The organism is Pseudomonas sp. FP2254 (assembly GCF_030687695.1).
Lineage (GTDB): Bacteria > Pseudomonadota > Gammaproteobacteria > Pseudomonadales > Pseudomonadaceae > Aquipseudomonas > Aquipseudomonas quebecensis.
The window spans coordinates 2,644,259-2,658,303 of sequence record NZ_CP117444.1 but is presented as its reverse complement, the minus strand read 5'-3'; the positions used below and the strand labels follow the sequence as shown (position 1 = coordinate 2,658,303).

Annotated in this window: 15 protein-coding genes; 6 read left to right on the top strand and 9 right to left on the bottom strand. The window is 59.4% G+C overall.

Going from position 1 to position 14,045, the window contains the following annotated elements:
- Position 1: 1 nt before the first annotated feature.
- The 5 genes from PSH94_RS12225 to PSH94_RS12205 are packed head-to-tail and all read right to left on the bottom strand — an operon-like array spanning position 2 to position 4,271.
- Positions 2-979, bottom strand: coding sequence for an ABC transporter substrate-binding protein (locus PSH94_RS12225; protein ID WP_305437605.1), 978 nt, complete (start codon positions 977-979; stop codon positions 2-4).
- The gene (locus PSH94_RS12220) at positions 957-1,640 is read right to left on the bottom strand and encodes an ABC transporter permease (RefSeq protein ID WP_266249299.1); all 684 of its coding nucleotides are present in this window, start codon (positions 1,638-1,640) and stop codon (positions 957-959) included. The genes PSH94_RS12225 and PSH94_RS12220 overlap by 23 nt, the downstream gene beginning before the upstream one ends.
- Positions 1,640-2,269 (bottom strand): ABC transporter permease, encoded by a 630-nt coding sequence (locus PSH94_RS12215; RefSeq protein WP_181079512.1) that lies wholly within the window; start codon positions 2,267-2,269, stop codon positions 1,640-1,642. The genes PSH94_RS12220 and PSH94_RS12215 overlap by 1 nt, the downstream gene beginning before the upstream one ends.
- Positions 2,262-3,296: an ABC transporter ATP-binding protein gene (locus PSH94_RS12210; protein WP_181079513.1), complete on the bottom strand. Its 1,035-nt coding sequence runs from the start codon at positions 3,294-3,296 to the stop codon at positions 2,262-2,264. Before PSH94_RS12210 ends, PSH94_RS12215 begins: the two co-directional genes overlap by 8 nt.
- 30 nt (positions 3,297-3,326) lie before the next feature.
- Positions 3,327-4,271, bottom strand: a complete 945-nt coding sequence (locus tag PSH94_RS12205; protein ID WP_181079514.1) for a fatty acid desaturase — start codon at positions 4,269-4,271, stop codon at positions 3,327-3,329.
- Positions 4,272-4,379: 108 nt separating this feature from the next.
- Between PSH94_RS12205 and PSH94_RS12200 the strand changes: the two genes are divergently transcribed.
- Positions 4,380-4,598, top strand: a complete 219-nt coding sequence (locus PSH94_RS12200) for a hypothetical protein (RefSeq protein ID WP_305437604.1) — start codon at positions 4,380-4,382, stop codon at positions 4,596-4,598.
- 161 nt (positions 4,599-4,759) lie between these two features.
- On the opposite strand, the gene PSH94_RS12195 is transcribed toward PSH94_RS12200, so the two are convergent.
- The 4 genes from PSH94_RS12195 to gcvA all read right to left on the bottom strand — a co-directional run bounded on the left by PSH94_RS12195 (position 4,760) and on the right by gcvA (position 8,098).
- A complete protein-coding gene (locus PSH94_RS12195) occupies positions 4,760-5,344 on the bottom strand; it encodes a DedA family protein (RefSeq protein ID WP_181079516.1) in 585 nt (194 codons plus the stop codon).
- 155 nt (positions 5,345-5,499) lie between these two features.
- Positions 5,500-6,261, bottom strand: coding sequence for an SDR family oxidoreductase (locus tag PSH94_RS12190; protein ID WP_305437603.1), 762 nt, complete (start codon positions 6,259-6,261; stop codon positions 5,500-5,502).
- Positions 6,262-6,290: 29 nt separating this feature from the next.
- Positions 6,291-7,118, bottom strand: coding sequence for a DMT family transporter (locus PSH94_RS12185; protein WP_181079518.1), 828 nt, complete (start codon positions 7,116-7,118; stop codon positions 6,291-6,293).
- A gap of 29 nt (positions 7,119-7,147) precedes the next feature.
- Positions 7,148-8,098 (bottom strand): transcriptional regulator GcvA, encoded by a 951-nt coding sequence (gene gcvA / locus PSH94_RS12180; RefSeq protein ID WP_305437602.1) that lies wholly within the window; start codon positions 8,096-8,098, stop codon positions 7,148-7,150.
- Between the two features lie 266 nt (positions 8,099-8,364).
- Here gcvA and PSH94_RS12175 point away from each other — a divergent pair, with 266 nt between their 5' ends.
- The 5 genes from PSH94_RS12175 to PSH94_RS12155 are packed head-to-tail and all read left to right on the top strand — an operon-like array spanning position 8,365 to position 14,024.
- On the top strand, positions 8,365-9,579 hold the full coding sequence (locus PSH94_RS12175) for a methyl-accepting chemotaxis protein (protein WP_305437601.1): 1,215 nt from the start codon (positions 8,365-8,367) through the stop codon (positions 9,577-9,579).
- 9 nt (positions 9,580-9,588) lie between these two features.
- On the top strand, positions 9,589-9,957 hold the full coding sequence (locus PSH94_RS12170) for a response regulator (protein WP_034097651.1): 369 nt from the start codon (positions 9,589-9,591) through the stop codon (positions 9,955-9,957).
- Between the two features lie 15 nt (positions 9,958-9,972).
- A complete protein-coding gene (locus tag PSH94_RS12165) occupies positions 9,973-10,260 on the top strand; it encodes a lipid asymmetry maintenance protein MlaB (protein ID WP_305437600.1) in 288 nt (95 codons plus the stop codon).
- A 39-nt stretch (positions 10,261-10,299) separates the two neighbouring features.
- On the top strand, positions 10,300-12,339 hold the full coding sequence (locus PSH94_RS12160; RefSeq protein WP_305437599.1) for a chemotaxis protein CheA: 2,040 nt from the start codon (positions 10,300-10,302) through the stop codon (positions 12,337-12,339).
- 29 nt (positions 12,340-12,368) lie between these two features.
- Positions 12,369-14,024, top strand: a complete 1,656-nt coding sequence (locus PSH94_RS12155; RefSeq protein ID WP_181079523.1) for a methyl-accepting chemotaxis protein — start codon at positions 12,369-12,371, stop codon at positions 14,022-14,024.
- Positions 14,025-14,045: the final 21 nt, after the last annotated feature.

Below are 14,045 nucleotides of genomic sequence, written 5' to 3'. Positions count from 1 at the left end.
TTCACTGGGCCGTCTTGACCGTATGTTCGGCGACCCACTGCGCCGCGACTTTTGTTGGGTCCTTGTGATCAATATCAACCAGGCGATTGAGTTGCTTAAGGTCGTCATCGGTCAGTTTTGCCGAGACCTGGTTGAGTGCCTTGGCGACCTCCGGGGTCAGCAAGGCCTTGCGCCCCAGTGGCGTGATGTTTTGCGGGGGTTGCTGGTGCTTGTCGTCCTCGAGGACCACCCAAGGTTCTTTCGCCAGGATGCCCTGCGTGGAGACCACCGTCGCCACGTCGATAGCGCCGGAGTTCAACGCCAGCCGTGACAAGGGCCCGCCCATGTCCAGCGACTTGATGCTCTTGAAGTTGATGCCGTACACCGCCTTCAACCCCGGCAGGCCTAACGCAGCGGTGGCGACTTCCGGAGGCCCGCCCAGGGTGAAATCACCCGAGACGGGCGCCAGGTCGGACAGGGTGCGCAAGTTGTACTTTTCTGCGGTCTTTTGGGTGACGGCCCAGGCGGTAATGGAGCCTGCGGACGAGGGCTCCAGCAGTTGGAGGTCTGTCGGCAACTTCTGTTGCAACGCGCTGAGGATGTCCTGTTGGGTGGTCAGAGCGCTCTTGTCGTCATAGAAACTCAACAGTGACCCCAGGTATTCGGGGACGACGTCTATATCGCCATTTTCCAGGGCCTGGGCGATGACCTGGCGGTTGCCCAGGTTGAGTCGGGTCTTGACGTCTATCCCCTCATTTTTCAAAGCTGACGCATAAATGTTGGCGAGAATCGTCTGCTCAGAAAAGTTGGCTCCTCCAATGGTGATGGACTGAGCACTGACAAACGTGCTGCCAACCAGCAAGCCTAACCCGAGCAATAATGAAACCACCTGCGCTGAGCGCACCTTCGAACGTTGTTGGTTTTTCATGTAGGTTTGCACCTCTGCAAAGTTAATACGCACTTTAAAAAGCTCAGGGTCATGCAGCGCTTGGTTCAGCATTGCCTGCCTGCCACTTTCGAACCATGAGTGTTTCCATCATTGAACAAAGCCACTCACTGACAATCGCCAGTGCCGATACCAACAGGGCGCCACCAACGATCTGCGGCGTATCATTTCGGCCCAATCCATCTATCAGAAACCTGCCCAGACCGCCGAAGCCGGCATAAGCAGCGATGGTGGCCGTGGCGATGAGTTGCACCAGCGCGGACCGGAATCCAGAGAAGATCAGCGGAAAAGCCAGCGGCAACTCAAGCTGGAAAAACATCTGCAATCTGCGCATGCCCATTGATCTGGCCGCTTGTTTCAGAGATGAATCCACCTGATCGATGCCAACATAAGTATTGGTTAATATTGGCGGAATGCTCATGGTTACCAACGCAATAATTACCGTGCTGGTTTCATAGCCAATAAGCATAATTGCAAGTATTACGACACCCAGAGAAGGCAGTGCTCGCCCGATATTGAACAAGCCTATCGCCACCTGTGCGCCTTTGCGGTAATTAGCCAGAAGTACGCCAAGCGGCAACGCTATTGCACAGGCAATAATCAGGCTCAGAGACACATAATAAATATGTTCCGTGAGCCGAGTCAGTATTCCGTTATCACCCAACCAATTATCAGGAAGAGAAAACCAAAGGCAAACACCTGCGATCATGTTCATCAGCGCACCCAGGGGACCAGCCATTGATTGATTGAATAAAACAGCAAATCAAAACATAACGCCAATATCACCGTCAGAACCAGGCTGACCGCCACTGGCGTAGTGAAACTTTGCGCCAGCCCGGTGATAAACAACTGGCCTAATCCGCCCTGGCCAATCAAGGCGGTTACCGTCACCAGCCCCACCAACGTAACCGAGGTTGTTCGCAGGCCCGCCAATAACGCAGGCAGCGCCAGTGGAAGTTCAACCCCGAGGAATCGCTGCATGCGCGTATACCCGAGCGCCCGCGCTTCCTCCAAAACGTCCGCAGGGTTGCTCGCCAGCCCCGCCAGGGTGTTCTGCAGCACAATAAGCAAGGAATACAGACTTAAACCAATGACCGCCGTGGTTTTGGATAAGCCGGTAAAAGGCATAATTAAAATAAACAGTGCCAGGGACGGAATGGTAAAGAGTATGCCGCAGACGTAAATCATCGGCCGCGCCAATCCTGGCTGCCATAACGTCAAGAGCACCATTGCGCCTGCTAACAGCATCCCTGTACATAGGCCCAGGGTCACCAGTTGAATATGATCAACTAACAATTGACCGATCTGCTGCCAGTTTTCAACGATCCAGGACCAGTCAATCATGGTGCACTTCCAAAACGGGCTTATTAAGTGCGCTGTGAAGGCTGGCAATCGAGAGGCAACCGTCGTAAGCGCCCGCCTCGTCCACGCGCACAACCACACCGATAGGAACCGTTAGAATTTTAACCAGCGCGTGATGCAACGAGTCGTTACTCGACACCGTCGTCAGTTGCGGAACAGGCACGTCCGACTCACTGACCCACTTCAACGGATTGGACTTATCATCCAGTAGAAGTTTGAATTCACAACTGACTTCATCCACCGGAAGATCAGCAACCTTCATCAGCGAAAGCCTTTTTAACAGCGGATCTTTGCCAATAAAGTCCCTCACAAACGCGCTGGCGGGATGGGCAAGAACATTGTGAGGTGTATCGAACTGAACAAGTTTCCCTTCGCCCTCGAAGATAGCAATCCGATCACCGATCTTGATTGCCTCCTCCATATCATGGGTCACCAGGATAATGGTTTTATGCAAACGTCTCTGAAGCGCAACCAGTTCATCCTGCAGTCGCTCGCGTATCACCGGATCAAGCGCGGCAAAGGGTTCGTCCATCAATACAACCGGTGGATCCGAGGCCAATGCCCGCGCCAGGGCGACGCGACTTTGCTGCCCGCCCGAGAGCTGATTAGGGTAGCGCTGAAGAAATTCCGGCTGGAGCCCAACCAGGGAAATGAGCTCGCTCACGCGCTGGCGGATTTTCTGTTTGCTCCAGCCCAGCAGCCGCGGGACTGCGCCAATATTTTCTGCAACCGTCTGGTGGGGAAATAAGGCAGCGCTCTGCATCATGAAGCCAATGCCGCGGCGCAGCGTCACCACGTCGAGCTGATCGGTCGCCACGCCGTTGACAAAGATGCCGCCACTGTCCTGGATATCCAGCCTGTTGATCATGCGCAAAATGGTGGTCTTGCCGCACCCGCTGGGCCCGACAAATACACAGATCTCACCCTCACGGACGTTAAGCGTCAGATCGCTGACGGCCGCACGCGGGCTGCCTTTATGGGTTTTATTGACCGCTTCAAAACGTATCATTTTCCGACGCCCAGATTAGCTTGCATAGTGTTAGTGCTCGGCAGGATGGCGGGGACAATCCACGGGGCTGATCAGATACTTCTGCAATAACCGGAAGTACCCATGAATGACATAACCATTGTTTCGTGCAATCCATTGTTCACGCCTGGCTCTATACACCCGGGGTAAGTAAAACCAGGGCAAACCGGGGAGATCGTGATGAACCAAGTGAAGATTGAGATTAAGGAACAGCCAACTCAACAACCCTGTCGATTCGTTGATCACCGTGCGGTGTTCCGCAAGCGTTGACGGACGATGTTCGTAAAAGGACCTGATCATCGCGATCGATAAGGCCGGCAGCGACACCAGGAATAGGTACTGGATGGCACTGATCGCGCTGTACTCTTCGACCACGGCCAGTATTAGGCCAACACTCAATATATGAGCGGCCCACATGCGCCAAGCCATTCGCCCGGGGTGAAACAATTGTGCTGTCTGACTGCCCACCAAACTTACTACCGCCAACGGCGCGCCCATCAGCAAACGACCGCCCAGGGTCTTGTTTGCCCATAACAACATTCTGATATACCGAGGCGAGCGCAACCAAACAGCAGCGGTGACATAACGACTTTCCGGATCCAGGCCTGGCAATGTAAGAACGTCGTCGTTGTGATGCGCCAAGTGTGTGTCCCTATAAATGTCGTAGGGGTACCACACGGCAAACGGTAGAAATCCCAAGGCCTTATTAATGGCAGGCCAGCGCGTGGGATGACCGTGAATAAGCTCATGTTGAATCGACATCCAAAGCACAACCAATGGAACCAGCAAGACTAGGGTGAAACCCTCGCCAAGGACTTCGCCAGAAAAAATAATCGCCGCCCAGGCTATATAGAACCCAGCTAACAAAAGCCAGGTAGGCCATTCAGTTTTACTGGTTACAGTCGTGCTGAGTTTAACGATTTCAGCTCGATGAGCTTCATCCAGATAGTTAGGCATAGTGGTTAGTCGTGAAAGATCTTGTTCGGAACAGGCGCCCAACCATTAAGCCTTCAAGGCTCACCCCAAAGCGGGTGTTATCTAAAGAGAATGGGTTGGACTATCGGTATGCAAGTGCCTGATAACGACAATTCACATGGCGTGCAGAAGAAATGCCAAGCCTTCGCCGATTGCACTGCACGCTTCGCTGTTGGCCTGACAAGGGAGAGGTTTGCCGGTTACAAGTGGAACGGCAAAGCAAGAGATATGATTGAAGCGGATAATGCCGGCGTGAAAAATCGCTGCTGGGGCTGCGTCATGCGACAAAGCCTCAAGGCTATTTTGTAAGGTTCGGGCGCCGGACATAGTCGTACCATAAGAATAGGATTGAACTCATCCGGCGGTCCGGTGAAAGCAAGGTAGCATGATCACCAATACGAACAAGGAATAAATTTTTTTATGCTTAGTCATAAAAAGAATAAGCAACAGCCAGTCCCAGGGGCAGCGAGTCAACCCTGACTGGAATGTCTGCCCTTGGATCGGTAACGGCGTATAAGAGCCACAGCCACCACCACGCCGACCACGCCCAGTGCAATGGGCAGGCGATAAGGTTTCAGATCGCCCAAGGCACGTTGCAAAAACTCTCCTGCCCAATAGCCTGCGCCGGCAAACAGCGTGGCCCAAACCAGTGCGCCCACCGCATTGATGCAGGCGAATTTGAGCGGTGCAATCCTGCTCGCGCCAATGACCATGGGCCCCAGCAAACGCATGCCGTAGAGAAAGCGCACAGAAAAAATCGACGCCGTGGGGTGCCGATGGATCAAGGCGGTGACCTTGTCGATGGCGGCCTGTTTTTTATGCAGGCGCGGCAGTAAGCGGTCGCCGAAATAGCGTCCAGCCCAGAACAGCAATTGATCCCCGAGCATGCCGGCCAGACTGGCGTAGCCGATCACGGGCAGCAGCTTGAGCACCTGCTGATGCGCGGCCACGCCGCCCAGGATGAGGATCGTTTCGCCTTCTAGCAGACAACCGATAAAAATCGCCCAGTAACCATAGGTGGCCAGCAGGTGGTTGAGGTCGAGGTGTTCAAACATATGCGCTCATTTGCTCCATGACGGCCAGGTAGCTCGGGGCATCAGTACTGATCCGTGGCTACAGCAAATGGACACAGACGTCAGCAAGACGGTTCCTTTGAAAGGTGTTGGGCAACCGACTACTGGCCAGGTCCGCCAGCGCGGTGGCTGGCGACCTATTTCCCGCCCGTCACATCGAGAAAGGTGCCGGTAACGAATGAAGCCTCCGCGCCTGCCAGCCATAGAATGGCCTGCGCCACCTCTTCCGGCTGACCGCCCCGCCCCATGGGGATCGAATCCTTGACGCGGTCCACGCGCCCGGGCTCACCGCCGCTGGCGTGCATGTCGGTATAGATATGCCCGGGGCGAATGCAGTTAACACGGATGCCTTCACGGGCCACCTCCTTTGCAAACCCGATGGTAAACGTTTCCAGGGCGCCCTTTGACGCCGCGTAGTCCACGTATTCATTAGGACTGCCAAGGCGGGCCGATGTCGAGGAAACGTTGATCACTACACCGCCCGGGCCGTTATGACGGTAGGCCATGCGTTTCACCGCTTGCTGGGCACACAGTATCGGCCCGATGGCATTGACTGCGAAGATGCGCTGCATGCGTGCGAAGTCGAGGTCTTCCAGGCGTGACTGAAGCGCCAGTACCCCGGCGTTGTTGACCAGTACGTCGATGCGCCCGAACCGGCGATCAATGGCCGTGAACAGATCGGCAACCTGTTGCGGGTCTGCACTGTCGGCGCGTATGGCCAGTGCTTTGCGTCCCGCTGCTTCGACATCCGCGACCACCGCCAGCGCCGCAGCCTCGTTGCTGACGTAGCTGATCGCGACGTCATACCCTCTTTTGGCCGCCAGCCGAGCGGTGGCGGCGCCCACTCCACGACTGCCGCCGGTGATCAGAATCAGCGGTGCCTGCGAATCAGTGATCATGGTGTATCTCCCTGTGAGTGTTGGCCTTGTCAGCCGATGATGATGGCGCCGCTGGCGATCACGACGCACGCCAGAATCCGGCGCGCGGTGAGCGGCTCGCCGAGGAACCCATAGCCGATCAGCGCCGCGAACAGCACGCTGGTTTCGCGCAATGCGGACACCGCGCCCAAAGGCGCTTCGTTCATGGCGTAGATGACCATTGCGTAGGCAAGCAAAGAGACCAGGCCGCCGACCAACGCGGTGACTGTTCCGGGCCGCACGCAGAATAAGCTGCGAGCGTCGCGCAGACCGATGTAGACCAGCGGCATCAGTACGCCCCACAAAGCGCTCATCCACACCGTATAGGCAAGCGGCGCGCCCGAGAGCCTGGCGCCGATGCCATCGACAACGCTGTAGGCCGCAATAAAGCAGCCCGTGCCCAGCGCATAGGGCAGGCTGGGCACCGAGAGACTGCGCCCTCTGAAGGCCAGCGAAATAATCCCACCCGACACCAGCGCGATACCGAGCAGTTGGCCAGGCGCGATACTTTCTCCGGCAAAGAAGGCGGCCCCCAGGGTGATCAATACCGGCGACGAACCACGCGAAATCGGATAGACCTGCCCCAGGTCACCGACCCGATAACTGCGCACCAGAAACAGGTTGTAGCCCACATGCAGCAACCCCGACAGCAGCGCGTAGCCCCAACTTTCAACCGCAGGCGGCAGCATGAACGCCGCAGCGACGGTGCAGGTGATGGCAATAGCCATGCACATCACCGTCATCGACCACAGCCGATCGGCACCACTGCGCAGGAGTGCGTTCCAACTGGCATGCAGGAGCGCGGCGAAAAGGACGAGGCAGACCAGATGAATAGGCATGCCCCATTCTAGGTACGTCGGCGGCGGGACTACAGAGAAGTCTCCTCATCGCGGTATGAATGAACACTCATCATTGGCTCCTCTACCTCTCGCACTTTCAGCGCCTCACTGAGCAACCAGCGGCGAAAGCTGACGATATGCGGCAGCGTTTCGACGCCCTTGGGGCAAACAAAGTAATAAGCCAGCGGCGATGGAAAATGCACATCGAACAGCCGCACCAGACGGCCATCGCTGATTTCCTTCTCGACATGCCCGCTGCGCACCAAGGCCACACCCTGGCCGAGCAATGCCGCCTCGACCGTCATGTTGGTATCGCCGAACCTGACGCTTTCCCTGAGCGGCAGATACACCAGCCCCAGGGCCTCGAACCACACCTCCCATTTGGGCGCCAGCTCTGCACCATCCCGGGCCAGCAGCGGGAACTGCAACAACTCGGCGGGGCTTTGCGGTGTTCCGATGCGCCTCAGCAAGTCGGGACTGGCCACGGGAAATACCTGCTCCCCGAACAGGAACTCCGAATGCAGGCCGGGGTAACTGCCCTTGCCCAGTCTGATCGCGACATCGGCCTGTGCGTTGTAGAAGTGAATGATGGTGTCCGTGGTGTCCAACGACACCAGCAGCTCGGGGTGCTGGCGAGCGAGGTTCGGCAGGCGTGGAAGCAGCCACTTCAGGGCAAACGAATAGGTGGTGCTCACGCTGAGTCGGACCCGGCCCTTCTGCTCGCGCAGGTCGCACAACGTCGCCTCCAGGCTGATGAAAAACTCGCGCACGATAGGCGCCAGCGTAGCCCCCGCGGCCGTGAGGCGTAACGCCTTGCCCCGCTCGAACAACTGCAACCCCCACAGCGCCTCAAGGTGCCTGAGCTGGTGACTGACCGCGCTCTGGGTCACATGGAGTTCCTGCGCGGCGGCCGTAAAGGTCGGGTGGCGGGTGGCGACTTCAAAAGCGCGGAGTGTTGCGGTGGGTGGCAGGTCTTTCATCGGGGCAGTATCCATCCAGCCATTAAAAGGGCATTGCATGAACGTAAGCTCATCATAAAGCCAAGCCGATTGAAAACCTCGCCATTCAATTGGCGCAAGCGTGTCTGCTTCGACTAGAGTGCGATAGTGGCCTTTTGACACAGCCCTTCGTCACCTGCTGGTAATAAACCAGACGGAAGGCATGCTGCAGCGCCTAAAGTTGCGGCACATAGGGCAGATAACCCCTATGTTGATTACATCCGCAGTACTGTTCAAGGATCGAACTCATGACCCCGCGCCAATCCAGTCGTACCCCTCTTCCCGGTCATCCGCGTTTTCGTTGGTTCGCTTTCATTCCGGTGGTCCCCGCCGTGATCTGGATACTTTTCCAGTCAACCTCCCCCGCCAACCTGGCTGCTTGTTCGGCGCTGTTGCTGATCGGCCTCGGCGCGTGCGCCTGGAGCGCGAAAGCCCAGCGCGATGCGCTGTTGCGGTTGACTGCCGACGCACTGGCCGAGCAGGCCGAGGCCGAGGCGGCACACGCCGGCAAGGCGTCGCGGGCGCAGCTCGACGAGGTGTTGCTGGGCGCCATGCCGATCTGGGCCAAGCAGGTAGAAAGTTCACGCCAGCAAACCGAAGAAGCCATTGTGAGCCTGGCCAATCGTTTCACCGGGATCGCCGCACGCTTGCAGGAAACCGTCCAGGCTTCGCAGCACGCCGCCGGTGAACTGGATGGGCAGGCCGCCGACGGCGCCCTTAAGGTACTGGCGCGCAGCGACAGCGAACTGAGCCAGGTGATCGACTCGCTCAAGGCCACTCAATCAAGCCGCGACCAGACCCTGGCGCAAGTGCGCAGCCTCACCGCCTACACCGGCGAATTGCGCACCATGGCCGCCGACGTTGCCGCCATTGCCGCGCAGACCAATCTATTGGCCTTGAACGCCGCAATCGAAGCGGCACGTGCCGGTGAAGCCGGGCGCGGCTTTGCGGTGGTGGCCGATGCGGTGCGTAGCCTGTCGAGCAAATCCAGCGAGACAGGCCAGCAGATGTCCGCCAAGGTCGACATCATCAACAACGCCATTACCCAACTCGTGCAGGCCGCCTCCACCAGCGCTGACCAGGACAGCCATTCGGTGGGCGCGTCCGAGCAAAGCATCCAGCTGGTGCTTGAACGTTTCCAGAACATCACCGGGCGCCTGGCCCAATCCGCCGACCTGCTCAAGCAGGAAAGCTACGGCATCCGCGACGAGATGACCGACGTGCTGGTCAACCTGCAGTTCCAGGACCGGGTCAGCCAGATCCTCAGCCACGTGCGCGACAACATGAACGCGTTGCACGACCACTTGCACCAGGCCAAACAGGCACCGGACCAGGCGGTGAGCATCGACGCCCGACAGTGGCTGGCAAGCATGGAGGCCACCTACGCCACCGACGAGCAGCGGCGCACGCACCACGGCAACGCCGCCGCGCAGCAGAATTCCCAAGACATCACTTTCTTTTAGGAGCCCATCATGGCGAAAAGTGTATTAGTGGTCGACGACTCCAGCAGCGTGCGGCAAGTGGTCGGTATCGCCCTGAAAAGCGCGGGTTACGACGTGATCGAGGCCAGCGACGGCAAGGACGCCCTGGGCAAACTCAATGGGCAGAAGGTGCACCTGATCATCAGCGACGTGAACATGCCCAATATGGACGGCATCACCTTCGTCAAAGAAGTGAAGAAGCTGGCCAACTACAAGTTCACGCCGATCATCATGCTGACCACCGAGTCCCAGGAATCAAAAAAGGCCGAGGGCCAGGCCGCAGGCGCCAAAGCGTGGGTGGTCAAGCCGTTCCAGCCCGCGCAGATGCTGGCGGCGGTGTCAAAGCTGATTCTGCCGTGATCCGGGGAGGCTGCCATGTCCATCACCCACGAAACCACTGACGACACGGCTCGCGTGGGCATTGAAGGCGAGCTGACGATCTATACCGTCGCCGAGCTGGCCGCCGCCCTGCTGCCGCAGGTTGGCACCGCCGCCCGCCTTGAGCTAGACCTTTCGCAGGTCACCGAGATGGATGGCGCCGGCCTGCAACTGCTCGCGGTGATCGAGCGTGAAGCCGGCCTCAACGGCATCGCGCTGAGCCTGACCGGTCAGAGCCAGGCCGTCACGCACACACTGCAACTCTGTCGCGGCGCCGCGTTGTAGGCGGCGCCACCGTTTTATTGATCGACAAGGAAAGTCCAGGTGAGCATCAATCTCGATCAGGCACAGCAGACCTTCATCGTAGAGGCCCGTGAACTGTTGCAGGCCATGGAGCAATCCCTGCTGCAACTGGAGAACGAGCCCGACGATCAGGACGCCATCGGCGCAATATTCCGCGCCGCGCACACTATCAAAGGCTCCGCCGGGCTGTTCGGCCTGGCGCCGATCGTGGGGTTCACGCATATCGTCGAAGACGTACTCGACCGCCTGCGCGACGGCGATATTGCGGTGGACGCCGCCTTGATCGCCCTGCTGCTCAAGTGCGGCGACCACATGCTCGAACTGATCGACGTGGTTGCCAGTCGCGGTGAGGCACTGACACCGGACGCATTGGAGCGCGGCGAGGCATTGCGCGAGGCGCTGGGGGTCTACCACCCGCTGCACGCCGCCACGACCGACGACGCATCCGCTGAAGTGGACGACGCCACGACGGCCGACGTGCTCTGGCATATTTCTCTGCGCTTCGGCGTGGACGTGTTCCGCAACGGCATGGACCCGCTGTCGTTCCTGCGCTACCTCGAAACGCTGGGGCAAATCGTGCAGGTCACCACCCTCACCGACCGCCTCCCCGCGCTGGACAACTGGGACCCGGAAAGCTGCTACCTGGACTTTGAGATCGACCTGCGTTCGACTGCCGGCCACGCTACCCTCAACGAAGTGTTCGACTTTGTACGGGACGAGTGTGAAGTCGTCATCACAGCCGTCGATGAAGGCCTCGACGCCACAGCGAGCAGCAGCACTGAACTGGTCACTCAGCCCGAACAAGGCACCATGAGCGCGCCGCCCCAGCGCGTGGCGACGACCAGCGACGCCAAACCCCGGGATGGCAACTATGTGCGGGTCAACGCCGACAAGCTTGATGAGTTGATCAATCTGGTGGGCGAACTGGTGATCGCCAGCGCCGGCGCGAGCCTGTTGGCGCGCTCCTGCAACAACGACCCCCTGCACGAGGCCACATCGACGGTGTCGGGGCTGGTGGAAGAAATCCTCGATGGCGCCCTGCACCTGCGCATGATCCCCATCGGCGACACCTTCAACCGCTTCCGCCGCGTGGTGCGCGACGTCAGCCAGGAACTGGGCAAGGACATCGACCTGCTGATCAGCGGCGCGGACACCGAGCTGGACAAGACAGTGGTGGAGAAGATCGGCGACCCGTTGATGCACCTGCTGCGCAACGCCATGGATCACGGTATCGAAAGCGCCGAAGCACGGCGGGCGGCGGGCAAGTCGAGCAAGGGCCACCTGAGCCTCAATGCCTATCACGATTCCGGCAGCATCGTCATCGAAATCGCCGACGACGGTGCCGGGCTCAACCGCGAACGCATCCTGGAAAAAGCCCAGGAGCGCGGGCTGGTGGCCAGCGGCGCGGTGCTTTCCGATCAGGAGATCTACAACCTGATCTTCGAAGCGGGCTTCTCCACCGCCGAAGCCGTGACCAATCTGTCCGGGCGTGGCGTCGGCATGGACGTGGTCAAGCGCAACATCACCCTGCTGCGAGGCACCGTCGACCTGGACAGCCGCCCAGGTCAGGGCACGGTAGTGCGGATTCGCCTGCCGCTGACCCTGGCGATCATCAATGGCTTCCTGGTGGGCATCGACCACGCCACCTATGTGATTCCCCTGGACATGGTCCAGGAATGCATCGAACTGGATGAGCACCAGCGCCAGTCCAGCCGCGACCAGGGTTATCTGGACCTGCGTGGCGAGGTGCTGCCGCTGGTGCATCTGCGTGATCACTTCAACCACGAAGGTCCGGTCGCCCGACGCCAGAACGTGGTGGTGGTGCGCTATGCCGAGCACAAGGCCGGGCTGGTGGTAGATGACCTGCTCGGCGAGTTCCAGACCGTGATCAAACCTTTGGGCAAGCTGTTCGGCGCACTGCGCGGCATCAGCGGCTCGACCATCCTGGGCAGCGGGGCCGTGGCCCTGATCCTGGATGTACCGGCTCTGCTCAACCAACTCGTACAAATGGAAGCCCGCACAGCCCAGGCACCACAGTCGCCACTGGTCGTCGCTCGCTGACGTATTTGCAATTCCATGGAGGTTCCGCAATGAAATGGTTTTACGATCTTAAGATTTCCACCAAGCTGATCAGCTCATTCCTGGTGGTCCTGGCGCTCACTGCGGCCATGGGCGCCTTCGCCATCATCCAGCTTGGAGCGGTCAACCAGGCTGCCCAGGACATCCGCGGCAACTGGATGCCGTCGATGCGCGCGGCGGCGGGTATGCGCTTTTTTGCAGCCAACTACCGGTTGAAGGAAAACCGCCACCTCGGTACCGAGGTTCCGGAGGAAAAAGCCCTGGCCGAGCGCGAAGCCGCCGAGGCGCGCCAGCAGTTCGAAACCCGCATGGGCACCTACGAGCAACTGCTGTCCAACGATGAAGACCGCCAGTTGCTGGACAGCGTGAAAACCGGCTGGGCCGCCTACCTGGCCACCAGCAAGCAGGTGCTTGAATTGTCCCGGGCCAATCAGGAAACCCAGGCGCGCGGGTTGCTGCGGGGCGAGTCCAAAACGCACTTCGATGAAGTGACAACACGCCTGCAGACGATGGTCGAGCTCAACGATGCCGGCGCCACCGCTGCCGGTGACAAGGGCTCTGCGCTGTACGAGAGCTCGCGTCTGTCGATCATCGTGGCGCTGATCGTTGCGCTGTTGATCGGCCTGGGCCTGGCACTGTTTATCGCGCGGATTATTTCCCGCCCGTTACGGCAGGCCGCCAGCGCCGCCGAACAATTGGCCGAAGGCAACCTCAATGCCCAGATCGAACCGGGCGCCAAGGACGAGACCGGCATGGTGCTCAACGCCATGCGCAATATGGTCGGCAAGCTGGCGCATATCATCGGCGAAGTGCGTAACGCCGCCGACAACCTGGCCAGCGCCTCCGAGCAAGTCAGCGCCACCGCGCAATCGATGAGCCAGGCCACCAGCGAACAGGCTGCCAGCGTCGAGGAAACCAGCGCGTCGATCGAACAGATGAGCGCCAGCATCAACCAGAACACCGAGAACGCCAAAGTCACCGACGGCATGGCCAGCAAGGCCGCCAAGGAAGCCACGGACGGCGGCGAATCGGTGCAGCAGACCGTAGTGGCGATGAAGAAAATCGCCCAGCGCATCAGCATCATCGATGACATTGCCTACCAGACCAATCTGCTCGCGCTCAACGCCGCGATCGAGGCCGCGCGGGCCGGCGAGCACGGCAAAGGCTTCGCCGTGGTCGCCGCTGAAGTGCGCAAGCTGGCCGAACGCAGTCAGGTGGCGGCCCAGGAAATCGGCGAACTGTCCTCCAGCAGCGTGGACATGGCCGAGAAAGCCGGCAAGTTGCTCGACGAGATGGTGCCGTCCATCAACAAAACCTCCGACCTGGTGCAGGAAATCAGCGCGGCGTCAGAGGAACAGGCCGCCGGTGTGGCGCAGATCAACACGGCCATGACCCAGCTCAATCAGGTGACCCAGCAGAACGCTTCCAGCAGCGAGGAGCTGGCCGCCACCGCCGAGGAAATGAGCAGCCAGGCCGAGCAATTGCAACAGGCCATGAGTTTCTTCGTGCTCGACGCCGCGACCAAAGCCACCCCACACAGCAGCACCGACACCACCGGCGGCAAGCCGACTCGCCAGCCGCCACGCCCGGCGCAACCGGCGGCACGCAAGGCCTTCGCCTACAACATGGCCAGCGCCCCGGACGAATCGGAATTCACCCGTTTCTGATCGCAGATCATGGATCCGGGC

Coding starts and splice junctions, on each gene's coding strand:
- PSH94_RS12225 (WP_305437605.1), bottom strand. CDS start 979: ATGCTGAACCAAGCGCTGCATGACCCTGAGCTTTTTAAAGTGCGTATT.
- PSH94_RS12220 (WP_266249299.1), bottom strand. CDS start 1,640: ATGAACATGATCGCAGGTGTTTGCCTTTGGTTTTCTCTTCCTGATAAT.
- PSH94_RS12215 (WP_181079512.1), bottom strand. CDS start 2,269: ATGATTGACTGGTCCTGGATCGTTGAAAACTGGCAGCAGATCGGTCAA.
- PSH94_RS12210 (WP_181079513.1), bottom strand. CDS start 3,296: ATGATACGTTTTGAAGCGGTCAATAAAACCCATAAAGGCAGCCCGCGT.
- PSH94_RS12205 (WP_181079514.1), bottom strand. CDS start 4,271: ATGCCTAACTATCTGGATGAAGCTCATCGAGCTGAAATCGTTAAACTC.
- PSH94_RS12200 (WP_305437604.1), top strand. CDS start 4,380: ATGCAAGTGCCTGATAACGACAATTCACATGGCGTGCAGAAGAAATGC.
- PSH94_RS12195 (WP_181079516.1), bottom strand. CDS start 5,344: ATGTTTGAACACCTCGACCTCAACCACCTGCTGGCCACCTATGGTTAC.
- PSH94_RS12190 (WP_305437603.1), bottom strand. CDS start 6,261: ATGATCACTGATTCGCAGGCACCGCTGATTCTGATCACCGGCGGCAGT.
- PSH94_RS12185 (WP_181079518.1), bottom strand. CDS start 7,118: ATGCCTATTCATCTGGTCTGCCTCGTCCTTTTCGCCGCGCTCCTGCAT.
- gcvA (WP_305437602.1), bottom strand. CDS start 8,098: ATGAAAGACCTGCCACCCACCGCAACACTCCGCGCTTTTGAAGTCGCC.
- PSH94_RS12175 (WP_305437601.1), top strand. CDS start 8,365: ATGACCCCGCGCCAATCCAGTCGTACCCCTCTTCCCGGTCATCCGCGT.
- PSH94_RS12170 (WP_034097651.1), top strand. CDS start 9,589: ATGGCGAAAAGTGTATTAGTGGTCGACGACTCCAGCAGCGTGCGGCAA.
- PSH94_RS12165 (WP_305437600.1), top strand. CDS start 9,973: ATGTCCATCACCCACGAAACCACTGACGACACGGCTCGCGTGGGCATT.
- PSH94_RS12155 (WP_181079523.1), top strand. CDS start 12,369: ATGAAATGGTTTTACGATCTTAAGATTTCCACCAAGCTGATCAGCTCA.